This is a genomic window from Pseudanabaena cinerea FACHB-1277 (assembly GCF_014696345.1).
Lineage (GTDB): Bacteria > Cyanobacteriota > Cyanobacteriia > Pseudanabaenales > Pseudanabaenaceae > Pseudanabaena > Pseudanabaena cinerea.
In genome coordinates this window covers 15415-38749 of the sequence record NZ_JACJPY010000033.1, presented here as the reverse complement: position 1 = coordinate 38749, position 23335 = coordinate 15415, and the positions used below count along the sequence as shown (strand labels likewise).

The following is a 23335-nucleotide window of genomic DNA, read 5'->3' as shown; positions in this document are numbered from 1 at the left end:
TTGACACATTTGTGTCAATTTTTAGTTTTCGCAGCTAGGACGTGCGATTAAACTTGCGTATGGGTCTAGGGCAAAGGGTTGATCGGCATGAGTCAGTAAATAGCGATCGCATAGATCAAATAATTCTTGCTTAGTTTGCACCAGCCGCATTGCTGCTAAAAATTTGCCTTCGGGATCAACACCAGTACCGATAAAATTTAAGAATTTCTTTAAACTCTGCACATGGGATTTTTCGCGAAAGTCATCGTGATCGGTCATGGTGAATAGGTGATGAATATAGCCATAGACATCACTCAGGGCGATCTCCTTAACGGGGTTGCCTGCAAAATGATCGCGGATCTGTTGAAAGATCCAAGGATTGCGAATTGCCGATCGCCCAATCATCACCCCTGCCGCCCCTGTCATTTGGATTACGCTTGCCGCCTTGACATAGGAAGTGACATTGCCATTAGCCAACACAGGGCATTTAACCGTCTGCACCGCTTGGCGAATCAGGTCATAATGCACATCGCCGCGATAGAGCTCTTTGACAGTGCGCCCATGCAGACTCAATAGATCGATTTGGTAATCATTAATCAGGTCTAATAATTTCTCAAAATTTGCCGTTGAGTCAAATCCCACCCGCATTTTCACCGTGAATAGTCCTGAAATTTGCGATCGCAATGCATCAAAAATACGCGCCACCGTCTCAGGTTCGCGCAATAGTCCGCCACCAACATTTTTACGATAGACGCGGGGCGCAGGACAACCAAGGTTAAGATCAATCCCAGCGATCGGATATTGACTAAGCTGGCTGGCAATTCGCAACAAATCGGGAATGCTCTCACCAATTAATTGAGCAAATACAGGTCTGTCCGTGGTGTTATGGGTGATCGATTTGAGAATCTGGCGATCAATATTGGAATTTGCATAAACTCGAAAATATTCCGTTACATAGTAATCTGGACAGCCATATTTACTCAGCATTTGCATAAATGCTAAATCAGTGACATCTTGCATGGGCGCTAGCGCCGTGAGGGGCTGCTCCAATAAAATGGGTGATGGTAAAGGTCTTAGCAATATATGAACTAATGATAAAAATGATAAAAAGGTTTAGATAGTAATCTGAAAGTAGTGAAAAGGCTCAAACAGTTGCAATACGGAAATTATAATCATGTATGAAGTACCAGATAGCGTCAATATGATTTTCTAAATTTTCAGAGAATGACAGACCTGTTTGACTGACAAATCTTAACCATAAACGAGCATCTTGCTCGTTCATAGAGATTATGCCTTTGGGGGGCAGACATCTTGTCTGACAAGGCTTGCAAACACTTTTGTCAGTCAATCTAGGTTAATTCAGAGCATTAGGGACTTGATGCAGCAATACAAGATATTGGAGTTTGGAAAAGACTGAATAAAAGAAGATAGAATTTTAGCAAAAGGGGATAATAAGAGATTACGATTTTAGCAAGCTCCAAATCCTGATAAAACCTTAGGAACTGTCATTAATAAAATTTTTAAATCATTCCAAATGCTCCATTGACGCAGATATTGTAAATCGCAGTCAGTGACAGCATCTAGATCCAGCATGGTTGATCGCGCACTTACTTGCCAAGCCCCAGTGACACCAGGCAAGCAATTTAAGCGGCGCTTACGATAGCCATTGATGCGTAATGCGTCATATAGCGCCCAAGGACGAGGACCAACCAAACTCATCTCGCCTCGTAAAACATTGAATAATTGCGGCAATTCATCGAGACTATATTTCCGCATCCAACGTCCAACAGAAGTGATTCGTGGGTCATGTTTGCACTTATGCAATCCGTTTTGACCTGTCATGACGAGGTGGTGCAGTTTGTCAGCATCAGTGATCATTGTGCGAAATTTAACAATCCGAAACAATCGACCACGCTCACCTACTCGCCACTGATAGAAGAATATGGAACCTTTGGAAGTGGATTTAATAATTGCCGCTAGCCCCAGCATGACAGGGCTTAAAACTAGCAAAATAGCTAAGGCTGCCAACCAGTCAAGCGCTCGCTTAATTTTCCAAGCTAAAAAATGATGCTTTTGAGGTGACTCGCAAATGCGTGGCAGTTGCAAGAGTATCTGTACGTCTTTGTCATGGCAAGTATCCGCCAGTTGCATCAGGCGAGATTCGCCTAGATCGGGTGAAACTTGAACGAGCTTGACGCGGCGATCGCCAATAAATTTATGGAACCAATTATCGGCTTTGGTGGATAAATCAGACAGCACATTAGCATAGCTTCTATGACTGCTGCCAAGTAAGTTACTGATAAAAAGCTTACCTTGCTTGAGGCGAAACTTAAGGTTGGATATTAGATTGGCGTTTAAGGTCGGATCAGCCTTGACCTGCCCTGAATGCTGTCTATCTACAATTATTCCTGTCATTGCTGTCTCTTCAATTGGTTGGCATTTCCATCAAGAACGATTTAGGAATGTTTTTAAATAATTAACTCGCAGCTAAAATTTGAGCTAGTCATCAACTTTTTATCACTTTCCTTATATCTTTATTTATGCCTTAATCTCTGAACTACCGCAAGCACTACAAGTTACTCAAAGGTAATAACAAAGTTATATGAAGTTATATAAAAGTTATATTTTGTCAGTTATACCTCTTGGCTAAATATATCTGGAATAATTGCAAACAAAAAAGACTTGCTACAGCCTATTAAGGCTTTGAGAGATATAGAGGCAATAGGGCAAGCTATTCTTCCTCTTCTTCGTCCTCATCTTCTTCAACGACAATTGACTTGTAGTTGTAGTTGTGAGGCAACTCCTTGACCGCGTTAGCAATGACCCCGATCAGGTTTAATTTCTGTAAGACTGAAATTGACTGCGAAAACTCACCGCGTGTAATGCGATCAATGCGGGCTACCGCCACAACCCCGTCAGCATAGGATGCTAGCTGAATTGTGTCGACTGTACCTAAGACAGGTGGCGAGTCAATAATCACAAGATCATAGTTCTGTTCAAATTTGGAGATGAGCGTCTGCATCCACTCAGAACTCAGCAAGGTTACTGAGTCACTAGGAATTGGACCTGCCGTCAAAATGTCGATTGTGGAGTTTGATGACTGGATCACCTCATCGCTAGTAATTGCTCCTTTACTCGTCAATAAGGTTGACAGACCGCGATCGTTGGGCAGGTTTAGATTTTTGTGCAGGCTCGGCGATCGCATATCACCATCAATGAGCAACACACGCTTATGTAGTCTGGCGGCACTGGTTGCTAGTCCAAGGGCGATCGTGGACTTGCCCTCATGGGGGAGGGCTGAGGTGACAACTAGCGATCGCACTTCAGTTTCGAGATCGTAACTATTAAGTTGAATATTTTTGTAAATGAGATCTAAGGACTCACGAAAAGGAGCCCACTGAATAATTTCTACAGCGAGAGGTTCAGATGACTGTCCCTTCAGAAATTGTGGCAAAAAGTTAGCGTTACTTTCATCGGCGAATAAATACTTAGGGGTCATCCCCAACAATGCAAGGGATGATATTTGCTGCTCTAACTCGTTGTATGTACGCACTGTATCATCCTGCATATCCCGCAGAAAAGCAGCCAACCCACCAATAAACAGACCCGCCACAACTCCCAATAACAGGTTGCGCTTTAGGGTATCCCCAGAATCATTAAACCCATTGCTTGGCTCTTCTACCACCTGCCAATCAAAGCCACCACGGGCAATTTCCAAGCTCAAATCTTGGCGATTTTTAAGTAAAATTTGCAATGTGTCTTGCTGGATCTTTAATTTTGGCAGCAAAGCCTCATATTCACTTAATATTTTAGGTAGTCGCTCAATTTCAGCACGTAAGCTAGTCTCCTGACTAACAATTGCCTCCAGACGAGTTTGCAACAAAGAAATCTGTGTTTGGGTTTCCACAATTTGTGTTGCTAGGTTGGTATCAACTCCACTTAACTGATCCCCATTCCATGCTGAAGACCTTGCCAAATCTGCATCACCGAGAATACTTCTTCTTTCTTCTTCTAAACTCGCTTGCTGTTGGCGAAATCTTAGTTCTAGGACCTCAACAATTGGAGAGTTCTTTTGGAATCTTGCCCTCTCACGATTGAGAGCCACTTCTATACCTTGCATTTCACTAATCAGAGCTTGATAGCGCTGCGACTGGTTGAGCCTTGTTAATAGCACTGCATTTTGGGGTGAAAGATTAAGCTTTTCCTGCAAGGTGGCTAACTTAGTAGTTGCTTGGTTGAGTTCCGACTGAGTGGCGATTTTTTGTTGAGCCACACTATTGAGTAAACTCGTAACATCTACAACCCGTTGATTGGCATCGAATAGGTTGTTTCTGCGGCGAAAATCTTCGATCGCTCCCGTTACTTCGGCAATACTTTTACGGACATTTATAATCTGTTCATCGATACCTGCTAGTCCTTGCTGTAAGCGTTTTTCCTGTTGTTCGCGGTTATAGTCAGTATAGACTTTTTGGAAAGCGCGTAAAACTTGACGGGTTTTAATGGGATCAAAGTCGGTGTACTGTACTTCTACAATTTTGGTGGGATTCTCTTTACCTCCCAACATCCCAATTTTGAGAGAGCGTAACTCGTTGCCTGTAATGCCTGGATATTGCTGAGCTAGTAAGGTTGCTGCTTGCTGATACATTGAAGAGCTTTGCAATAAACTTAGCTGTGTTGTGTAATCGATCTGTACTCCAGAATCAAGGAAGGAAGTGGAGCGAGATTTGTAAGTTGACTCCACCAACAACCGCATCGAACTAGTATATTTGGGCTTGGAGTTGATGTTCATAAAAACAGCTATGACTAGCCCTAGGGTTAGCCCACCAAACACCCAGAATTTTCTTCTTGAAAAGATCGCTAAGATTTTGCCGTAGCCCGGATCTTGCTCAGCCATTGGTGATGATGTCGGATTAACAGCACTTTTGTACATGGTTGTGTCCTTAAGTCATTAAGTTAAAACTTGGGCTTTGCAGCATAGATGGTTTGATAGTCCAATGGGCATCTATTTTACAGTACTTGACAAGTTGGCGAGCTATTGCAAGCCTTATAGCATAAAACCCATTGTGGGGCTTTGCCCTGCGACCCTTTTTGTAGCAGGTGTGATCGAGTATTGCTGTAATTTGGATTTGAGGGCTAAGTATTGTACTTGATGCCTTGAGATTGGCAAATGTGAGCAATCATTTGATCTACTTTTTGAAAGAAAACAGCCTCCGAGAAATTGGTAATGGCATGGTCACGAATTTTGGCATAGTCCCATGACATTGTTTGTGCTTTGATTATGGCACTTTCCAAAGATGATGCGGTTTGTTCTGCAAAAAATAACCCCGTAAATCCTGATATTTGTGTGTCCAATACGCCGCCTGCACCATAGGCGATTACGGGTGTGCCACTGGCGTTGGCTTCGATTGGTACGAGTCCATAGTCTTCTAGAGCCGCGACAATTACAAATTTTGCCTTTGCCATTAATTGGCAGCGATCGCGATCGCTAACATGACCCAAAAATTGAATATTCGGTTTAGCACGACTCTGTAAATTTGTGGTTTCAGGGCCTTCTCCTGTAATTAGCAATGGCAAGCCCAAGGCATTAAAAGCCTCAACGATCACATCAAGGCGTTTGTAGCTAAGATGGCGCGATGACACGAGGCAATAGTCCTCCTTTTGATCGCAAAATGTGAATCGGCGATCGTCAATGGGATAGTTGATGCTGATCGCGTCTTTGCGGTAAATATTCTCGATGCGCTTGGCAACGGTTGTGGAGTTAGCGATGTAATAGTCTGGACATTGGGCATAGCGTAAGTCCTGTTGCCGCATCCATTGAAAGACAATCTCGATTAGGGGTTTGAATAGGCTAAAGCTGCCATATTCTCGCAAATAAGTATCGGTGTCCCAGAGGAATCGGGTGATGTTGTGGCAAAAACAAATATGTATGGCATCATTACGTTTTTTGATCCCCTTGGCAAAGCTGGAACTGCTAGACAAAATCAGATCGTAATCTTGTAGGTTGAGGGTGCGAAAGGCTTGATAGTAGAAGGGGGCGAAGAGGCGAAAATTTTTGTGGACGGCTGGAATTTTCTGGAGAAAGGTGGTATTGATGGGGCGATCGCCTAGGTTGATTGTATTTGGGCGATCGTAAACAGAGGTGTAGATGTCAGCTTTAGGAAAATGATTGCACAATAGCTCAAACACCCTTTCGCCACCGCCGCGCTGGGTCAGGAAATCATGCACTAGGGCTACTTTCATGGGTTTTATATTAGTTGAGAGGGGCTTGCAGTTTTTATCGGAAAATTGGGCTTAAAAAACCATGCTTCCAGCAAGGCTCTATCTTATACCAAATAAAGAAATGGCGTAGCCATTTCCTTATTTAAAAACCCATTCCTACGGTAGCCATTTTGGTGATGTGCCGAACATGGGTAGCACATTGGGCTGAGGCAAATCGTTATTAGCTTGATTGATTGGTAAAATCACCAGTTTTGTTGGTGTTGCTGGGCTGCGAGGCAATCTGGAAGCTGTTGCTGTATCCGCAGGGTTACTATTGCTATCCATATTTTCACTGCTAGGCACTGCCGAATTTAGTAAAATCGCTTGACCATCGGGCGCAATATTAAACTGGACTTCTCTTTGGGGCGGTAATTCTAGAATTCTTTTGAGTTCCGCAGATTCTAGATTAATGACAGCTAGATAGGGCTTTTCTCGGAAAAGGTTGCGCGTATTATCCTGTTCCACATCGGTGAGCAAGCAGTAAAGGTTCTTTTCTTGGGGGTCAAATTGAGCGCCGAGAATGGAACCTTTAATTTTAGTGAGTTCTTTTTGCAAGCCTTGATTATTTACCAAATAGAGCGATCGCGTATAGTCTTGATTGAACTTAATTGTTGCTGCTTGAATGCCACTACGCCCGAAGCCTAAGACTGTACCAAACCTTGGCAAGAAGTCTAGGGGAGGTGACTGCGGCTCCAATGGCAAAATTGCTACGCCTTCACCCTGAGCGATCGCCACCGAAGCACTGTCGGGGGTAAACATAAAGTCGCCCCCTGGCTGATTGTCCAGCGATCGCGGTGTTTCGCCATCCTTGATTAGCCATAGCCCATAGCGTCCAACCTGCTGCCGATCTAGACGCTGCACCAAAATATTTTTGCCATCGGGCGAAAGATCAAATTTAAAATTCTGATATTGATCACTCCCTAATATTAATTTCACTTCGGGAGCTAATTCGCTATCCTTGAGGCGATCGCTTGCATCAATACCTGTGGCAACTTCGTAAATTTTTTGATCTAATAAACCCTCTCCCGCCGCGATCGCCCCGAAAATAATCTTTTGGCGATCGGGATAAACTCGAAAATCTGTCACTGCCAAGCTTTCGGGCGTGAGTATCCGTTTCTGCTTTTGTAAAACATCATATAATACAATTCTGCCCTGCTCCTCTGCCTGTGAGCCAATGTATGCAAAGCGAGGACTCGGTGTAGTGAAGTTGCCTGTAAAGGGTTCGATCGCTGTCTTTTGTTGCCGGGACTCATTGCCAAAGCGATCATAAGCATTTTCTAGGCTAAGGCTATAGTTCTGCCCATAGGTCGCAGGGGACAAGGGCGTATAGGACATTCGCCGTGAAGACCAACTGATTTTACCCTCAAGGGCTGGTTCAATCTTCAGATTTCGCTCCACGCTGTCGCGATCCATCGGACGATTAAAAGTCAGCACAAAGGAGATATTGGTGGCATCAATTTTACGATTTTGCCAACTAAAGTCTTTTACCTCTGGCAAGGTGCGATCGCCAATGCCAATCAGAATGGCGATCGCGATCATGAGGACAGTTGCTAACCCAATAGCATAGCGATCAATTGGTTGATTAAACCCTTTAAAGAGATTACTCGATTGCATACTAGGTTAAGAACTTCAAAATAACTGCTTTGGTTGGAAATTATACAGCGCTTTGCCCTGACTTACAGCAATTACCGAGCAAACGAATTACCGAGATTTTTTGAAATGTTGATTAGCAAAGCTTTCTAAGATTTTCTGGTGTGGGTTTGAGCTGTCAGTCAATCAGTTCGACCTCTGACAAGACGGATAGTTTTTGCTTTTTTTGATTTTTGATTTTTGATTTTTGATTTTTTGGTTTATAGGATTAGCGATCGCATTGTAAAATGGAAATATTATCAATAGACATCCAATGGACTGGCATCGGGGTTGCCTGTTTATTGGCAAAGGGCTTGGCAAAGGGCTTGGCAATAGCCTTAAAGACTTCTACGTTATTAAAACCCAAAATCAAAAGTTGTCCCGCCTGCGATTGCGGACAGGACAGCTTTCTAGGTTTTTGGTTTACTTGTGCTTACTTACTTCCCACTCAAAAAGCAGCTACTTGATATTTAAAACTGTATGTTCATTTAGTATGCTCATCCATCACATATAACTAATTATCGGTAATAAATCATGGTCGCAGTATCAGTAATTGTCCCAGTCTATAATGTTGAACGTTTTGTTCACGAAACCATTACATCAGTCTTAGCACAGACATTTCAGGATTTTGAGTTAATCATTGTTGACGATCAATCTCCCGATCGCAGTATTGAGATATGTGAGCAGTTTCATGATCCGCGCATACGGATTGTCCGTCAAAAAAATCGGGGTTTAGCAGGAGCAAGAAATACAGGAATTCGCCATGCCCAAGGTGAATATATTGCCCTATTAGACAGCGATGATCTCTGGATGCCTGAAAAACTGGAGAAGCATATCCGTCATTTAGAAACCCGTCCCAAGGTTGGCATTAGCTTCAGCCGTTCTGCGTTTATTGATGAAGATAGTAATTCCCTCGGCACATACCAAATGCCTAAACTGACAGATATTGACGCACCACATTTACTCTGTCGCAACCCCATAGGCAACGGCTCTGCCCCTGTAATTCGCCGTGAAGCCCTTGAAGGCATTAAGTTTCAACACAATCTCTATGGCGAAGTGGAAGACTTCTATTTTGATGATCAATTCCGTCAGTCAGAAGATATTGAATGTTGGATTAGAATCGCCATTCAAACCAATTGGCAAATTGAAGGTATTCCCGAACCGCTTACTCTGTATCGCGTTAATTCTGGCAGTCTTTCCGCCAATATGAACAAACAATTGGAATCATGGGAGAAAGTGATTGCCAAAACCCGCACCTATGCCCCTGCCCTCTTAGCAAAATGGGAGTCCCTCGCCCGTGCTTATCAGTTCCGTTATCTTGCCCGCCGCGCCATTCGCAACAAAGACGGTAAGGCATCTGTACAACTTGTAAATCGCGCCTTAGCAAGTAATTGGAAGATTTTAATTTATGAACCGATGCGATCGCTGCTGACAATTTTGGCTGCTTATTTAATGTGGCTACTACCGCGCAGTTGGTACAACAACATCGAAAATTTTGCCCTCAAGCTGACAGGTGACAGCCAACGCAAAGCGATCGCTAAGTCCTATAATAAATTGCGGGCTGAAAGCTAAAATCCGTTGAAACGGGTTAAAAATCAGGAATTAGTCAGTTTTAACTACTACGGCAATTTTTTAATCCCATATTCAAGGCATTTGTCACATCAATAATTGTAGGGGCAGAGCATTCCCGCCACAATTCATTAATTTACCGACAATCTTAATTTGGGAATGCTCTGCCCTAAACCTTCAACATTCACCCAAAAACCAAACCGCAGGGATAATTGGTTGGTGAATAGCAAAGAGGGTAGAGCATTTGTGGATAGAGATTGTGGTGATGCGTTTCGAGATGGGGGCGCAAATGCTCTACCCCTACATCAAGATTCGCTCTGTTCTATCAAATTCCATTCCTTTTCAATAAACTCTAGGTCTTTGATTGCGCCGAGTTGTTGATAGATGGTTTTGGCTTTGTTGTAGTATTGTTTGGCAAGGGTGAGATTGCCGCGTTGTTTTTCAAGTAACGCAAAATCAAAGTTCCCTTCAGCAATGAGATCTAAACCGCCTAATTCAGTACTCAATTGCAAAGATTGTCTGTAGAGAGATTCCGCCGCATCCCAGTTGCCGCGATTGCGCTCGATGTCTCCCAATACTCCCCAAATAAATGCAATTCTTTCTTTGTTATATGGTTCTTCTCTCAATTCATCTAGAGATTCTTTGTAAAGTGATTCAGCTTTATCCCAATAGCCAAGGAACTTATACATATAAGCCAAACTATTTAGCGAATGTATAAGATCAGATCTACGTTTATATGTTTTTTGTATATCAATAGCTCGCTTCAAATATGTTTCTGCTAAAACAGTTTCCCTTTCTCGATCATCCGTTTTACCGTCTAAAACCCTATCTGCATAAAGCTTACCCAATTGAGCATAAATTGGTTCAATATTGGCGCTATCCTCACCCCAAGTTGTTAAAGCTTCTGCAAGGGAATCTTCTAATTGTCTTACCGAAAGAACCGAACTCGATCTTTGAGAAGTATCGCTTTGGGCTAACATAAAATCTCTATTATAACTAATTTGCACCTTTGAGAAATCAAACTTCGCAAAGCCAAAGTTAAACACACCACCGCGCCAACTCCAAAAATCGGGCGCTCTTTTGACGATCTCCACTAATAATGCCGAAGGCAACCATAACACCATTGGCAAAGGATAACCCCGCAAAGCCTCCCGCGTCCATTGTAAATAACCCAAAAAACTATCTAACTTTTCGCGATTACTCGCACCTAAATTACTTAACTTCTCCGCCCCCAACGCCGTCGCGATCGCCTGTTGATTAAACTCAATCTTGCCATCGATCAAAGCCTGCAACAAACTCGGCTCCTCAAGGTTTAGTGCCAACCGATAGACCCGCACCCCCTGCGCCTCTAACTCCGCCTCATAGCGACTAATCACCTCTTTTTTTAATGCAGAGTTATCGCACACCGCGATCAAGATCTGTAACGTTCCTAATCCAGCCTCAAGGGATACGACAAGGCGATCGTATGTATTGGCATTTTCTTCATTGAGAACGATTAGGTTTGACATGATTTTTGCTACGTTTCAGAGTGTATATCCCCAGTCAAAAGTGGCTGTAACCGCAAGTTACGGGAAGCAGCCTGAAATTTTTCGATGCGATCGCTGGTCATAGCTTTTGGTCTCATGCACTCACAAAATTCTGATATTGCCTAAAGTTTAACCCTATATAGCAAATTTATCCTAGCAGCGATCGCCGTTTGCAAGTTGTCTATGAGATCGTAAAAACCGACATTGCGATTTATTGCAGGCAGTAACTACACAAAGCGACCTTACGTCAACGCATCTAGCCTCTATTCCCCACTCAATTCCCCACAAAGCCATGCAACCAGAAACTAACCTCCCCAAATCAACTGCGCCATTTCCCCAACTATTTAGCGGAATGCTTGCCCTATCGATCGCCCTTGTTGGTAGCGCCTATCTGGCGGGTAATGCCCTGCGATCGCTGAGATCAAATGATGTTTTGACCGTAATTGGTTCATCAACCCGACCCATCCGCGCTGATTTTGTGATTTGGCGTAGCTCCATTTCCAGCCAACAGACGACCCTACCCCTCGCCTACCAAGAACTCAAACGCTATAACGCAAGGGTGCGTACTTACCTCAAGAGCAAAAATATTCCCGATGACGCGATCACCGTCAGCGCGATCGAAACCCAGCCTATCCCTGAAACCAATAGTAACGGGATGCAAACGGGCAGAAACATCGCCTATCGCCTCGTGCAACGTTTTGAGATCCGTTCTAAGGATGTGGATGGCACTAGCGCGATCGCCCAATCAAGTACTGATTTGATTAATGAGGGCATCCCTTTCACCTCCGACCCTGCGGAATATCTCTATACACAGCTTAGCCAGTTGCGGGTGGAAATGATTTCCGAAGCGACTAAGGATGCAAAGGCTAGAGGTGAGGCGATCGTCAATGTTTCTGGTAGTCGTCTTGGCACAATTCGCAAGGCGGAAACCGATGTCTTTCAAATTACAGCGCGATATTCTACCGAAGTGAGCAACAGTGGCTCCTATAACACCTCTTCCATTGATAAAGATATTAGGGCAGTGGTTGCGATTACCTTTGCGGTGGAATAATTTCATTTCATAATCGATTCATTTTTTAAATTATCTATGCTATATTCATAAATAATGAATTGATTATGAAACGCGATCATGGGTTTGCCAAATAGTCAAAACCTTAATAGCCAAACTGCAACCACAATGATTGTTGCCTTCCTTTCAGGGGTATTGATCGCTGTGAGTGGCTGTGTTGCGCCCGATGCTCGCCAAAATTCAAATAATAATTCAAATAATGCAGATATCTCCAAAAACTCCACGATCAGCGATCGTCAAGGTAAAAAATTAATCCTCACTACCTTCACGGTCTTAGCGGACATGGCGCAAAATGTGGCAGGCGATCGGGCAGTTGTGGAATCAATTGTGAAAGCAGGCGCAGAGGTACATGGCTATGAACCGACTCCTAGCGATTTTCGGCGGGGGCAAGGAGCCGATTTGATTCTGGATAATGGTTTAAATTTGGAGCGTTGGGCAGAACGCTTTTATGGGAACTTTCCCAAGGTGACAAGGGTGACGATCAGTGAAGGCATCCAGCCCATTAGCATTGCTGAAGATGCCTATCAGGGCAAGCCTAACCCCCATGCTTGGATGTCTCCGCGCAATGCCTTGATCTATGTGGAAAATATTCGCAAGGCATTAGGAGCGATCGATCCTGCCAATGCCGCGATATATGACGCAAATGCGAAAGCATATAGCCAACAAATTCGGGAGATCGATCAAAAATTACGACAGGCGATCGCGGCTATTCCCCCTGAAAAACGCTACATCGTCAGTTGTGAAGGGGCTTTTAGCTATCTCGCTCAAGACTATGGACTCAAGGAAGCCTATATATGGGCGGTCAATGCCGAGCGTCAAGCCACCCCAAAGCAAGTTCAGAAAGTAATTGATGTGGTGAGGGCAAATAAAATTCCCACGGTATTTTGCGAAAGTACGGTCAGCAATGAGGCGCAAATGCAGGTGGTGCGGGAGACGGGCGCAAAGTTTGGTGGTGTGTTTTATGTGGATTCTTTATCACCTCCTGATGGTGCAACCCCGACCTATCTCAAGCTCTTGGAATACAACGTGAATAATTTGGTCAAGGGCTTATCGGATTCGAGTTAAGAAACTAAATGCCAAGATCTCTGACTTTTTCAATGATGTAGATCCCCCTCAATCCCCCTTGTAAAGGGGGAAGAAGAAGATTCTCCCCCCTTTACAAGTACCGTGTACACATAAGTTATCAGATATATCGAGAGTTACTAAAGATCCCCCTCAATCCCCCTTGTAAAGGGGGAAGAAGAAGATTCTCCCCCCTTGTAAAGGGGGAAGAAGAAGATTCTCCCCCCTTGTAAAGGGGGGCTGGGGGGGATCAAACCTTTTAAAACAACTTCTTAAAATATGTATTGAGATATGAATAACTCCATTAATAATATCAACCCAAATATCAGCCAAAATATTATTCCCAATATCAGCATTGACATTGAAAATGTCACCGTTGCCTATCATGGCAAGGTTGCCCTGCATAGCGCCACCTTGCAATTAAAATCTGGCTCCATTTGTGGCTTAGTGGGTATGAATGGCGCAGGTAAATCGACATTATTTAAAGCGGTAATGGGATTTGTCAAGCCTGACACTGGGCGCGTGCTAATTAATGGCTTACCGATGCGCCTCGTGCAGAAACAAAGTCTAGTTGCCTATGTACCGCAATCGGAAGAAGTGGATTGGAACTTCCCTGTGACTGTCCATGATGTGGTGATGATGGGGCGTTATGGTCACATGAACTTTTTGCGGATGCCGCGATCGCTGGATCGGCAAATAGTGCGTGAAAGTCTAGAACGGGTGGAAATGTGGGACTTGCGCGATCGCCAGATTGGTGAATTGTCGGGTGGTCAAAAGAAACGCGCTTTCTTTGCAAGAGCCTTGGCACAGCAGGGGCAGGTTTTGCTATTGGATGAGCCCTTTACGGGGGTTGATGTTAAGACCGAAAAGATGATGATCAATTTATTAATGGATTTGCGCGATGCGGGTTACACGATTTTGATCTCAACCCATGACCTCGACTCGATTACCACTTTCTGCGATCAGGTTGTATTGATTAATCGCACAATTCTTGCCTATGGCGAGACTTCGGAGGTATTTACCGAAGAGAATTTGAGCCGCACTTTTGGTGGTTATGTTGCACACAGAGGTTAAGATCCCCGACTTTTTCTCAGCAATTATTGATTGCTTCTGCTAAGCACACAAAAAGTCGGGGATCTGTTCATTTACCTTTAATTTATAGAAAAATCATGGATTTAATGAATTGGTTGATTGCGCCTTTGCAATATGGGTTTATGGTAAAAGCCCTTTGGGTAAGCGCCTTAGTGGGGCTAGTCTGTGCCGCTCTATCCTGTTTTATGATCCTGAAGGGATGGGCGCTAATGGGTGATGCGGTATCCCATGCGGTGCTGCCAGGAGTGGTACTTGCCTATGTGATGAATATTCCCTTAGCGATCGGTGCTTTTGTGTTTGGGGTTGGCTCAGTCGTGGCGATCGGCTTCATTCAGTCCCATACCCGCGTTAAGGAAGATACGGTGATCGGTTTAGTATTTACTGGTCTATTTGCCTTGGGCATTGTCTTAGTTTCTAAGGTCAAAAGCAGCGTTGATTTAGGACATATTTTATTTGGCAATGTTTTGGGAATTGCCGATGGCGATATTATCCAGACCGTAATCATTGCAGCAATTACTTTAGTGACTTTAGCCCTTTTACGCAAAGACTTAATTCTGTTTTGCTTTGACCCCACCCATGCCCGCTCCATCGGTTTGCATACTAATTTTTTATATTATGTATTGCTATCTTTGTTGTCCTTAACCGCAGTCGCAGGTTTGCAAACCGTTGGCATTATTTTAGTGGTGGCAATGTTGATTACCCCAGGGGCAACTGCCTATTTGTTATGCGATCGCTTTGATCGGATGGCGCTAGTTGCCATGACTTCGGGGGTAGTTTCAAGCCTGTTAGGAACTTATATTAGCTATCACCTCGACGCTTCGACAGGCGGTTGTATTGTCGTAGTCCAAACTTTAGTTTTCCTAATCGCGATGATATTTGCGCCTAAGCATGGAATTTTATCGCGCACCTGATTGACGATATTTGCCTAGATTAGCCCCAAGGCTGCTAACTGCGCCTGCGCTTTTTGCATCGACTCGCGCCACTCGCGATCGCTGACACTATCAGCGACAATGCCCGCGCCCACCTGACCCCAAATGTGATCCCCTGTTTTTAATAAAGTGCGAATCAAAATATTGAGATCCATATTGCCTCGTCGATCGATATAGCCACAGGAGCCATAGAACAGACTACGGCGTTGCGGCTCTAGCCGTTCCACAATTTCCATACAGCGCACCTTGGGGCAGCCCGTAATTGTACCACCTGGAAAAGTGGCACGAATCAGATCGACTAAGTTGCGATCGCGGCGTAAGGTTCCCACCACATTACTCACGAGGTGCATCACATGGCTATACCGCTCAATGGTCAATAATTCATCAACCTTGACCGTACCCCATTCACATACCCGCCCCAAATCATTACGCTCTAGATCCACCAGCATGATATGTTCCGCTTGCTCCTTATGGCAGGCAAGCAATTCTTGCTCTAGTTGTTGATCTTGCTCAGGATTTTTGCCCCTTGGGCGCGTGCCAGCGATCGGGCGCGTCTCGGCATGGCGATCGCGCAAACTCACTAAGCGCTCAGGGGACACACTAATCACCTCGCCCCAAGTTGTGCGCCAATAGCTGGCAAAAGGTGACGGGTTAATATTTTGCAACTGCTTGTATAACAACCAACCATCAAAATCTCCTGCACAACCATAGCGCAGTGATAAATTAGCCTGAAAAATGTCCCCCTCATAGATATGTTTTTGGGCTTGTTTGACGATTGTTTCGTAGCCTTGTTGGATTGGGGAATAGGTGATTGGGGATTGGTGATTGGTAATTGGTAATTCGTAATTGGTAATTCGTAATTCGTAATTCGTAATTGGTAATTGCTTTTCTTTTTGTAGGCGATCGATTTTGGTGTTGAGTATTACTAATTCTTCTGGCTTGGTGGCAGCTAGCCAAAGTTGATGGCTATGGTGGTCGAGAATGGCAAAGCTGGTGGGTTCATACCAGAAGGCAACGGGGAAGGGCAGATTGTCGGGCTTGGTGTAGGGCAGGCGCTCGATCTCCCAAGCAAGGTCATAGCCTAACCATCCCAAATAGCCGCCTGTAAAGGGGAGATGATCGGGCAAATCTGTGAATTGGGAATGGGTTTGCATCAGCGATCGCAGTTGTTCTAGGCATGGCAGGATCTCGCCCACCGCAGGAGTCCAAATCTGGCGAGGCTTGCCTGCGGCAATCGAGTACCGCGCTAGTTTGGATGGGACTGTGGCAGGGCTTTCTAATAGGACGGCGATCGGCTCATCAATATATAGGGCTTCCCAAAGATCGGCTCCAGAAATATTGTCCAGCGTTGATAAATTTTGAGGATCTTCCGAAGCTAGCGATCGCTGCAACCATAGCCAATCTTTCATAGTTTAGTGATTTTAGATTGAGTAGAATTGCAGTACTTCATGCTGCGATTCTATGTAAGTTCTGTTGACTACAAGTATTGTATAAAAATAACTAGGACTTACGCAAAGGGATCTGAAACCCTCTTTACATTGTAATAGCGATTCATGAATTGCCTCGACAATGCCTACCTTGGCATAAATCCTAATAATCTCAGTTAAATTATTTGCTTTTCTCTGGTGTCAAGCACCGCTCAAAAATTATGAATCGTAATCTATATATTGCCATTCTCGCGATCATTGGCTTGATGGTGTTGGCTAGTTCTTTGCCTAATAAGTTTTATGGAGCCAGCGATCGCAAATTTATTATCATCACGATCGCCACTTGCATTGTCTCAGCGATCGGTCTAGCGATATTTTTTGCAGTGCCTTACTTTGCCCAGTGAGCTAATTGCCGCAGTTGATTACAGCACAATAACAAATGATTAAGCCGAGCTTTTTAATATTTTGCCATTGTGGGATCAACTAAATGGGCGTAGGCATCGATGCCGCCAATAATATTTTTGACGTTGGTAAATCCTTGATTTTCTAACCATTGGCACATTTGCATCGATCGCATTCCGTGATGACATAAAACTAGAGTCTCGCGCTGTGGATCAAACCTCTCGCCAAAAGTAGCTGCCCACTCCGAATATTCACTGAGAGGCAGTACTTGAAAAGCTGCGATCGCCGCGATCTCAACCTCATCCCATTCCCGCACATCGATCAGTTGTAAATCTTGTAACTTTTGGGGATCGCCCGATAGCAGTTGTGCCAATTCGTGTACATTAATTTGGGTGATAGACATAGGTATAATATTTTGCAAAGCTTTGTATAAATTATGAGCCAGCCCATCGAAGAATTGTTAAGAGATCTCAAGAGTGAGGACGAAGAAATTCGTGATCGTGCCACCCAAGGGCTGTGGGAGATGTGGTTTATGCAGAAGGGGATGCAGGGTTTACAGGTTTTGCGCCAGAGTCAAATGATGGCGGACAGTGGCAATATCCGTCAAGCAGAATTAATGTTGACGCAATTAATCCATGCTCAGCCTGATTTTGTCGAAGCATGGAACCGCAGGGCAGTTTTATTTTATATGCAAGGAGATTATCGGCGCTCAATTAAGGACTGCCAAAAGGCGATCGCCCTAAATCCTTATCACTTTGGCGCGGTGCATGGGTTAGGGCTATCCCATGCCGCCCTTGGCAATTACCATGAAGCGATCGCTGCTTTTCGCCGCGCCTTAGAAATTCAACCCTATTCCCTTACCAATCAAAAACTAATTCTTGAATGTACCGCTATGTTGAATTAGTTCTAACCTGTCAATAAGCTTATAAAGATTTATAGCTGAATAAAAATCAAAAAACTTTCGTTGTTTATCACAAATTAAGTTGTCCGACCAACATAATTCCTGATAGAGCTAGTTTACGTTCTTGAACGCTTCCTTTCAAGATCTGGGTTCTGCCCGAAGCAATCCAATAAAATCGCTTGTTTTCTTTATTTAACTCAGATGCTTCTGCGACTAAAAAATCCTTTAACCAGACAAACTTTTTTAAAACTGGTGTAACTTGAGATGTCTCTGCGCTATGAATTTCAATAAAATATGTCTTTCCGTCATATCCGATCGCATAATCCCATCGCGATTCTTCGGGATAGACAGCCTTAACCGCAACATCAATATCGACACTACCTTCACACTTTTTGGTGTCAGTTGGTTTAACTTTAACGCTATAACTTCCTAATGCTTGTAGCCCTTCTTTGTAAGCATTTTTTAGTAAAGGAGTAGCGGCGATCGCAGCTTTGAAACCCATTTTTAAACTCATAATGTATCTTGAACCGCATGAGAAACAACTTCAGAAGCTTTACTACTAAAACTAGTCAATCCGCCCCAATCAGCCGTTGACAAGTCTTCATCAAAGGGATCTAATGATGAAATATCCCGCACCTCAACACCATCTTCCTCTTGATCGAAGTAATAGGTAGAAAATTTCTTGTTTTTGAGGATATTTTCAAAAAGTTCGGTAATAGGTGGTGATGGTTTTAAATCAAAAAGTTGATAGAGATACTTAACATCAGAATTGTTATTTTGCAAGTTACGAATTGCCCAAACTGCTTCTAAAAGAACAGGTGAATGGGTGGAAATAATTAGACGGTAGCCTCTGTGTAAGAGTTCTAAACACACTAAAATAAATGACAGAATTGCACGGGGATGTAAACCCATTTCTGGCTCTTCAATTACTACAACATCGATATCTGCTTTCTTTGAATCTTCTGACACAGGCATTAGCCAATAAAGTCCTAAAAGTAAAGGCATAAATTCTCTTTGCCCAGCCGACCAAGCCATAAATGGCAACAAATTACCATTAACATTAATTTGAATGCGTTTACGCATCCCAACTGTATTTAATTCAACTTTAGCATTATGAAAAATACTTGCATTAATGGCATCACTTATATCTTGTCGGAGTCGTCCTGTTTGAGGAAAAACAGTGTTATCTTTGTTGCTAAACCCTTGTTGCATTAGTAGGCGAAGATGTTCACTAAAATTACGGACAACATAGGGATCTCCAATTTCAAAACTAGTAAATGAACGCGGCCATCCATTCTCAAGAGTTAGTACACGTTGGGCAGGCACAAAAAAAATTTGTTCAGACTCATTGGGTAATTCATCTACTAATAGCTCCTGAAGATCTATTTCTTCATCGTAAAGAATTACTTTTGTACTTTCACCCCATAGATTATGCATCCCCTCGCCGAAGTAAAGCTCATTAAAGTTGGATATATCTGCTTCCCATTGATATCCATATTTCATGAGAGTATCTCTAATATTCTCGAAATCAAATAGCAACTTTATGAGTTGTAATAAAATGCTCTTCCCTGTGGCTTGAGAACCAACAAACAGAGTTAGATCGCCAAAATCTATATTTGCACTCTTAATTTGACCAAGATTCTTAATATTAAGCTGTGTCATAGGAATTAGCTCATAAGTCAATTAGAAAATACTAAAGAGTCGATAGAAAATCGATTAGAGCCTGATTTTGCTCGTCAGTACCAACAGTGATGCGGAGCTTGTCAGACAATCCTGCTTGATTGAAATAGCGCACTAAAATCCCAGATTCTTTGAGTTTTAAATAGATTTCTTCAGCATTGCCTTTTGGTGGCGTGGTAAGTACAAAATTACCGTGGGATTCCAGCACCGTGTAATCAAGATTCTTGAGATCTGAAGTAAGCTTAGTCCGCGAGGTTTTTACCTTTGCAGCACAAGCATTTTTATAGTCTTGATCGCGCATGGCAGCCGTACCAACCGCGATCGCCACCGTGTCAATGTTGTAACTGTCTTTGACCTTAAATAAACCTGACAATAGTTTAGGATTGGCAATCCCAAACCCTAAACGTAAACCTGCCAAAGAGTAACCCTTTGATAGGGTGCGTAACACAATCACATTCTCAAATTCTTGCACGAGGGGCAAAGCTGAATATTCGGCAAAATCTACATATGCCTCATCGATCGCCAAAATACCAGTCACCTGTCGCGCCAACTCCCGCAAATCAGCCAGAGGTACTATATGACCCGAAGGACTATTGGGCGAAGCAATAAAAGTAACTGCCCCATTTGCTGCCACCAGTTCAGCGATCGGCAACCGAAAATCATCGCCATAGGGGATTTCGGCAACCTGTGCGGGTTGCATGGCGGCAAGTGTACGATATAGCACATAGGTGGGCATCGGATAAACCACTTGGCGATCGCTGCCTTCCGCTACTGCCCTAATCAAAATATTCAAAACATCATCGCTACCATTGCCCACAATCACCCAATCCTTGGGAATACCCAACGACTCACTCACCGCCAGACAAAACTCATAGGCGAAGGGATCAGGGTAACGCCGCAGCGTATCAGGATCGATACTTGCTAAAGCCGCGATCGCTTTCGGTGATGGCAGATAGGGATTTTCGTTCGTGTTGAGTTTAATAACTTTGATGCCAGACTTAGGTTGTTCGCCTGGAACGTAACCAGTCATTGCATCAATGGCAGGGCGGAAGTAGCTCATGGGGGCAAGGTAAAAGTAAAAAGGTAAAAGTAAAAAGTAGAAATCGCGGTTCAGTCTATGATTGTAACAGCCTTACAGTCATCTGATTTATTTGCGAATTGTCATAATTCCTTCAATATCGCATTAACTGAGTTTTTCATTCATAAATTCGATCAATGTGGAAAGAGGAGAAATAAAGTTGGTAGCTTGAGGATCAATCGGTTTACCAATAAATGCACGATCAAAAAATTTAAACATTCCCCTATGTTGAGGATTATTAATCTCGTTGTAAAAGTTAACTGTCACAAAGCACACTAAAGGCACTGTTGGCGGATCATAGGAAATTTCATATTTATCGCGTACCTCACAATCTGACATGGCAATTTCCATCAAAAGCTTCCATTTATATGCTTTTTTGAATTGATTACCATCAGATTGTAAAGGAAAAAAAGCAATGCACTTGTTTAAATCCAAATTTTCTCCGAGAGAATAAATCACCAAATTTGTATTTAGCTTTTCAGGCTGTTCTCCAACGTTTATGGTGAATACTTTTTCAAAATTAGGAATCACAGATTTATTATTAATAAAAATTCCTTCGGAAATATTACCAACAAGCTTATTTTGAATAAAAATATAGATAATTATATTTCCCAACAAATTGCCAAAAATACTGCGGATGGCTTGTTTTTTGTCGGAAATTTCGCCAGAAGATAATCTAATATCTAAAATTTCGTCAAGATCATTTTGAAAGGAATTTAAAATTTCATCAAGATGATCTAAAACTGTTTTCCATCCATATTGAGGATTTCCTGATTTTTCAACCCAGCAATCTATTCTTTTTTGAATAGTCTCCATATATTGATTGCTCAATACTTTTCCTAAGAAACTGGATTCGTCTTTACTAAGAGTTTGTTGTGACATAAAAGATATTTAACACCCTAAATTGACAGCTTATTTAATATACTAATACTTTGTTCATGATAATCTTATAACCTTAATATGTCTGAACGCAAGCGATGGTCGCGAGAAGAACTTGTAATCGCAATGAATTTATATTGTAAACTTTCCTTTGGGCAGATTCATTATCGTACACCCATAATTATTGAGGTTTCAGAAAAATTAGGTAGAACGCCAAGTAGTTTAGCAATGAAGCTTGCTAACTTTGCATCACTTGATCCTGAATTGCAAGCAAGAGGTATCAAAGCACTTCAGGGGGCAAGTCGGGCAGATAGAGAAATATGGCGAGAATTTTATGAAAACTGGGATGATCTTGGATGCGAAAGCGAAGAAAAATTACAACTGTTATTTGATGATTCTCCGATAGAAATACAGTCTACGCGGTCTAAATCATCTTCGGTAACAAAAAAGCCCAAACATCCACCAGCCACAACTGAGTCTGAGGCTAATGTGAAAGTTCGCATCGGTCAAAGCTTCTTTCGAGAAACTGTTTTAGGTAATTATTATGGACGCTGCTGCATTACAGGCAACCCAATTCCTGAACTTTTGGTAGCAAGTCATATTTTGCCTTGGAGTAAATATCCAGAGCATAGATTAGATCCCCGTAATGGACTTTGCCTCAGTAAGACACAAGATGCTGCATTTGATAGGGGATTAATCACAATTAGCTCAGACTATAAAATCATCTTGAGTTCTTACATCAGAGACTTTTTGCCTGAAAGAACATTAGATGAAAACTTTGGTTTTTACAGTAATCAACAAATAAATCTCCCAGAAAAATTCATGCCGCATCCTGACTTTCTTGCTTACCATATGGAGGAGATATTTATTGGTTAATGTATTGGTTAGTGCCTCGTCACAATCGATAAGACACTAATTAGCTCAAGGTGCTTTATCGCGAAAGGCTGGTAATACTTCATTGCAAAAAGCCTCGGTTGCCTTAGAGCGATAGCGATTGGGGTTGCGAATTTGTAATAACATTCGTTTAATAATCACGCCATCGATGCGTACCTGCTGTAATGCCCCCATCTGTAATTCTTTTTTGATCGCCGTCACTGACAGAAAAGCCGCCCCCAATCCCGCTTGTACCGCATTTTTGATCGCCTCGATCGAATTTAGCTCCATGGCGATCGCCAACTGCCGCGCATCCACCCCGCTATCTAACAACACCCGATCAATTGCCTTACGAATCGTGGACTGTGAGTCAAGGGTAATAAACTGCAATTTATAAAGATCCTCAATCGACAAGCTTGTCCCCTGAGAAATTTCATGGGAAGTTGGTAGAATTAGCGCTAGTTCATCCTCTGCATATGGGGTAATCTCAAGGGACTCTAGCAAATCCGTAGGAACTTCGCCGCCAATAATTGCTAAATCTAACTGCCCATTGGCAACACTCCAAGCCGTTCGCCTTGTAGAATGGACATGGAGCTGTACCGAGACTTCTGGATATTTCTGACGAAATAAGCCAATCATTTGAGGCATTAGATAGGTTCCAGTCGTTTGGCTTGCACCTATAATTAAAGTCCCACCATTTAGGTTTTGTAAATCATCAATGGCGCGGCAAGTCTCTTGGCAAAGGCTCAAAATGCGATCGCCATAGGAAAGTAGCAACTGTCCTGCCTCCGTTAACTGCGCCCTTCTACCACCGCGATCAAACAAAGGCACATCTAGCTGTCGCTCTAGATGCTGAACTTGCAAGCTAACGGCGGGTTGGGATACATACAGACTATCGGCAGCACGTTTAAAGCTACCTTCAGCCGCGATCGCTTTGAGAATGCGTAATTGGTCTAGGGTGAACGGTATATCGATCATAGAA

At 43.1% G+C, this 23335-nt stretch carries 22 protein-coding genes and 1 pseudogene; 8 read left to right on the top strand and 15 right to left on the bottom strand.

All coding sequences use genetic code 11. The features are described 5' to 3' along the window. Positions 1-21 precede the first annotated feature (21 nt). From H6F44_RS11740 to H6F44_RS11710, 7 genes and pseudogenes are all read right to left on the bottom strand, one after another. The gene (locus H6F44_RS11740; protein WP_190351158.1) at positions 22-999 is read right to left on the bottom strand and encodes a tRNA dihydrouridine synthase; all 978 of its coding nucleotides are present in this window, start codon (positions 997-999) and stop codon (positions 22-24) included. 124 nt (positions 1000-1123) lie between these two features. After that, positions 1124-1231 (bottom strand): annotated as a pseudogene (locus tag H6F44_RS11735) (IS1 family transposase); the annotation flags it as partial. A gap of 215 nt (positions 1232-1446) precedes the next feature. Beyond that, positions 1447-2394 carry a heterocyst development glycosyltransferase HepC gene (hepC, locus tag H6F44_RS11730; protein WP_190351147.1) on the bottom strand — a complete coding sequence of 316 codons (948 nt, stop codon included), beginning with the start codon at positions 2392-2394 and terminating at the stop codon, positions 1447-1449. A gap of 316 nt (positions 2395-2710) precedes the next feature. Next, positions 2711-4909, bottom strand: a complete 2199-nt coding sequence (locus H6F44_RS11725) for a GumC family protein (RefSeq protein ID WP_190351146.1) — start codon at positions 4907-4909, stop codon at positions 2711-2713. Positions 4910-5112: 203 nt separating this feature from the next. Further along, positions 5113-6219, bottom strand: a complete 1107-nt coding sequence (locus H6F44_RS11720; RefSeq protein ID WP_190351145.1) for a glycosyltransferase — start codon at positions 6217-6219, stop codon at positions 5113-5115. Between the two features lie 135 nt (positions 6220-6354). Then, positions 6355-7851 (bottom strand): Ig-like domain-containing protein, encoded by a 1497-nt coding sequence (locus H6F44_RS11715; RefSeq protein WP_190351144.1) that lies wholly within the window; start codon positions 7849-7851, stop codon positions 6355-6357. A 244-nt stretch (positions 7852-8095) separates the two neighbouring features. After that, positions 8096-8233, bottom strand: coding sequence for a hypothetical protein (locus tag H6F44_RS11710; protein ID WP_190351143.1), 138 nt, complete (start codon positions 8231-8233; stop codon positions 8096-8098). Positions 8234-8400: 167 nt separating this feature from the next. Here H6F44_RS11710 and H6F44_RS11705 point away from each other — a divergent pair, with 167 nt between their 5' ends. Beyond that, positions 8401-9438 carry a glycosyltransferase family 2 protein gene (locus H6F44_RS11705; RefSeq protein ID WP_190351142.1) on the top strand — a complete coding sequence of 346 codons (1038 nt, stop codon included), beginning with the start codon at positions 8401-8403 and terminating at the stop codon, positions 9436-9438. A 302-nt stretch (positions 9439-9740) separates the two neighbouring features. Here the strand turns inward: H6F44_RS11705 and H6F44_RS11700 are convergent, their stop codons facing one another. After that, positions 9741-10943 (bottom strand): tetratricopeptide repeat protein, encoded by a 1203-nt coding sequence (locus H6F44_RS11700; RefSeq protein ID WP_190351141.1) that lies wholly within the window; start codon positions 10941-10943, stop codon positions 9741-9743. Positions 10944-11253: 310 nt separating this feature from the next. Between H6F44_RS11700 and H6F44_RS11695 the strand changes: the two genes are divergently transcribed. From H6F44_RS11695 to H6F44_RS11680, 4 genes are all read left to right on the top strand, one after another. After that, positions 11254-12012, top strand: a complete 759-nt coding sequence (locus tag H6F44_RS11695; RefSeq protein ID WP_190351140.1) for an SIMPL domain-containing protein — start codon at positions 11254-11256, stop codon at positions 12010-12012. Between the two features lie 78 nt (positions 12013-12090). Continuing rightward, a complete protein-coding gene (locus H6F44_RS11690) occupies positions 12091-13095 on the top strand; it encodes a metal ABC transporter substrate-binding protein (RefSeq protein WP_242016542.1) in 1005 nt (334 codons plus the stop codon). Between the two features lie 288 nt (positions 13096-13383). After that, a complete protein-coding gene (locus tag H6F44_RS11685) occupies positions 13384-14166 on the top strand; it encodes a metal ABC transporter ATP-binding protein (protein WP_190351139.1) in 783 nt (260 codons plus the stop codon). Positions 14167-14261: 95 nt separating this feature from the next. Further along, positions 14262-15095: a metal ABC transporter permease gene (locus H6F44_RS11680; protein WP_190351138.1), complete on the top strand. Its 834-nt coding sequence runs from the start codon at positions 14262-14264 to the stop codon at positions 15093-15095. A 14-nt stretch (positions 15096-15109) separates the two neighbouring features. Here the strand turns inward: H6F44_RS11680 and H6F44_RS11675 are convergent, their stop codons facing one another. Continuing rightward, positions 15110-16522: an anthranilate synthase component I gene (locus tag H6F44_RS11675; protein ID WP_190351137.1), complete on the bottom strand. Its 1413-nt coding sequence runs from the start codon at positions 16520-16522 to the stop codon at positions 15110-15112. 239 nt (positions 16523-16761) lie between these two features. Here H6F44_RS11675 and H6F44_RS11670 point away from each other — a divergent pair, with 239 nt between their 5' ends. Then, positions 16762-16944, top strand: a complete 183-nt coding sequence (locus tag H6F44_RS11670; RefSeq protein WP_190351136.1) for a hypothetical protein — start codon at positions 16762-16764, stop codon at positions 16942-16944. Between the two features lie 53 nt (positions 16945-16997). Here H6F44_RS11670 and H6F44_RS11665 read toward each other — a convergent pair whose 3' ends face one another. Next, positions 16998-17345 carry a rhodanese-like domain-containing protein gene (locus tag H6F44_RS11665; RefSeq protein ID WP_190351135.1) on the bottom strand — a complete coding sequence of 116 codons (348 nt, stop codon included), beginning with the start codon at positions 17343-17345 and terminating at the stop codon, positions 16998-17000. A gap of 33 nt (positions 17346-17378) precedes the next feature. Here H6F44_RS11665 and H6F44_RS11660 point away from each other — a divergent pair, with 33 nt between their 5' ends. After that, complete coding sequence (locus tag H6F44_RS11660) at positions 17379-17846, top strand: tetratricopeptide repeat protein (RefSeq protein ID WP_190351134.1); 468 nt, start codon at positions 17379-17381, stop codon at positions 17844-17846. A gap of 67 nt (positions 17847-17913) precedes the next feature. Here the strand turns inward: H6F44_RS11660 and H6F44_RS11655 are convergent, their stop codons facing one another. From H6F44_RS11655 to H6F44_RS11640, 4 genes are all read right to left on the bottom strand, one after another. Next, entirely contained in the window at positions 17914-18357 is a 444-nt protein-coding gene (locus H6F44_RS11655; RefSeq protein WP_190351133.1) for a hypothetical protein, read from the bottom strand. Further along, a complete protein-coding gene (locus H6F44_RS11650; RefSeq protein WP_190351132.1) occupies positions 18354-19505 on the bottom strand; it encodes an AAA family ATPase in 1152 nt (383 codons plus the stop codon). The genes H6F44_RS11655 and H6F44_RS11650 overlap by 4 nt, the downstream gene beginning before the upstream one ends. A gap of 31 nt (positions 19506-19536) precedes the next feature. Next, positions 19537-20583 (bottom strand): histidinol-phosphate transaminase, encoded by a 1047-nt coding sequence (gene hisC / locus H6F44_RS11645; RefSeq protein WP_190351131.1) that lies wholly within the window; start codon positions 20581-20583, stop codon positions 19537-19539. Between the two features lie 123 nt (positions 20584-20706). Then, positions 20707-21483 carry a hypothetical protein gene (locus tag H6F44_RS11640; protein WP_190351130.1) on the bottom strand — a complete coding sequence of 259 codons (777 nt, stop codon included), beginning with the start codon at positions 21481-21483 and terminating at the stop codon, positions 20707-20709. Positions 21484-21561: 78 nt separating this feature from the next. Between H6F44_RS11640 and H6F44_RS11635 the strand changes: the two genes are divergently transcribed. Beyond that, complete coding sequence (locus H6F44_RS11635) at positions 21562-22356, top strand: HNH endonuclease (protein ID WP_190351129.1); 795 nt, start codon at positions 21562-21564, stop codon at positions 22354-22356. A 45-nt stretch (positions 22357-22401) separates the two neighbouring features. Here the strand turns inward: H6F44_RS11635 and H6F44_RS11630 are convergent, their stop codons facing one another. Beyond that, positions 22402-23331, bottom strand: coding sequence for a LysR family transcriptional regulator (locus H6F44_RS11630; protein ID WP_190351128.1), 930 nt, complete (start codon positions 23329-23331; stop codon positions 22402-22404). Positions 23332-23335 lie beyond the last annotated feature (4 nt).

Bases quoted from the DNA above. Each gene is read 5' to 3' on its own strand.
- H6F44_RS11740 (WP_190351158.1), bottom strand. From the start codon at position 999: ATGCAAGATGTCACTGATTTAGCATTTATGCAAATGCTGAGTAAATAT.
- hepC (WP_190351147.1), bottom strand. From the start codon at position 2,394: ATGACAGGAATAATTGTAGATAGACAGCATTCAGGGCAGGTCAAGGCT.
- H6F44_RS11725 (WP_190351146.1), bottom strand. From the start codon at position 4,909: ATGTACAAAAGTGCTGTTAATCCGACATCATCACCAATGGCTGAGCAA.
- H6F44_RS11720 (WP_190351145.1), bottom strand. From the start codon at position 6,219: ATGAAAGTAGCCCTAGTGCATGATTTCCTGACCCAGCGCGGCGGTGGC.
- H6F44_RS11715 (WP_190351144.1), bottom strand. From the start codon at position 7,851: ATGCAATCGAGTAATCTCTTTAAAGGGTTTAATCAACCAATTGATCGC.
- H6F44_RS11705 (WP_190351142.1), top strand. From the start codon at position 8,401: ATGGTCGCAGTATCAGTAATTGTCCCAGTCTATAATGTTGAACGTTTT.
- H6F44_RS11700 (WP_190351141.1), bottom strand. From the start codon at position 10,943: ATGTCAAACCTAATCGTTCTCAATGAAGAAAATGCCAATACATACGAT.
- H6F44_RS11695 (WP_190351140.1), top strand. From the start codon at position 11,254: ATGCAACCAGAAACTAACCTCCCCAAATCAACTGCGCCATTTCCCCAA.
- H6F44_RS11690 (WP_242016542.1), top strand. From the start codon at position 12,091: ATGGGTTTGCCAAATAGTCAAAACCTTAATAGCCAAACTGCAACCACA.
- H6F44_RS11685 (WP_190351139.1), top strand. From the start codon at position 13,384: ATGAATAACTCCATTAATAATATCAACCCAAATATCAGCCAAAATATT.
- H6F44_RS11680 (WP_190351138.1), top strand. From the start codon at position 14,262: ATGGATTTAATGAATTGGTTGATTGCGCCTTTGCAATATGGGTTTATG.
- H6F44_RS11675 (WP_190351137.1), bottom strand. From the start codon at position 16,522: ATGAAAGATTGGCTATGGTTGCAGCGATCGCTAGCTTCGGAAGATCCT.
- H6F44_RS11670 (WP_190351136.1), top strand. From the start codon at position 16,762: ATGAATCGTAATCTATATATTGCCATTCTCGCGATCATTGGCTTGATG.
- H6F44_RS11665 (WP_190351135.1), bottom strand. From the start codon at position 17,345: ATGTCTATCACCCAAATTAATGTACACGAATTGGCACAACTGCTATCG.
- H6F44_RS11660 (WP_190351134.1), top strand. From the start codon at position 17,379: ATGAGCCAGCCCATCGAAGAATTGTTAAGAGATCTCAAGAGTGAGGAC.
- H6F44_RS11655 (WP_190351133.1), bottom strand. From the start codon at position 18,357: ATGAGTTTAAAAATGGGTTTCAAAGCTGCGATCGCCGCTACTCCTTTA.
- H6F44_RS11650 (WP_190351132.1), bottom strand. From the start codon at position 19,505: ATGACACAGCTTAATATTAAGAATCTTGGTCAAATTAAGAGTGCAAAT.
- hisC (WP_190351131.1), bottom strand. From the start codon at position 20,583: ATGAGCTACTTCCGCCCTGCCATTGATGCAATGACTGGTTACGTTCCA.
- H6F44_RS11640 (WP_190351130.1), bottom strand. From the start codon at position 21,483: ATGTCACAACAAACTCTTAGTAAAGACGAATCCAGTTTCTTAGGAAAA.
- H6F44_RS11635 (WP_190351129.1), top strand. From the start codon at position 21,562: ATGTCTGAACGCAAGCGATGGTCGCGAGAAGAACTTGTAATCGCAATG.
- H6F44_RS11630 (WP_190351128.1), bottom strand. From the start codon at position 23,331: ATGATCGATATACCGTTCACCCTAGACCAATTACGCATTCTCAAAGCG.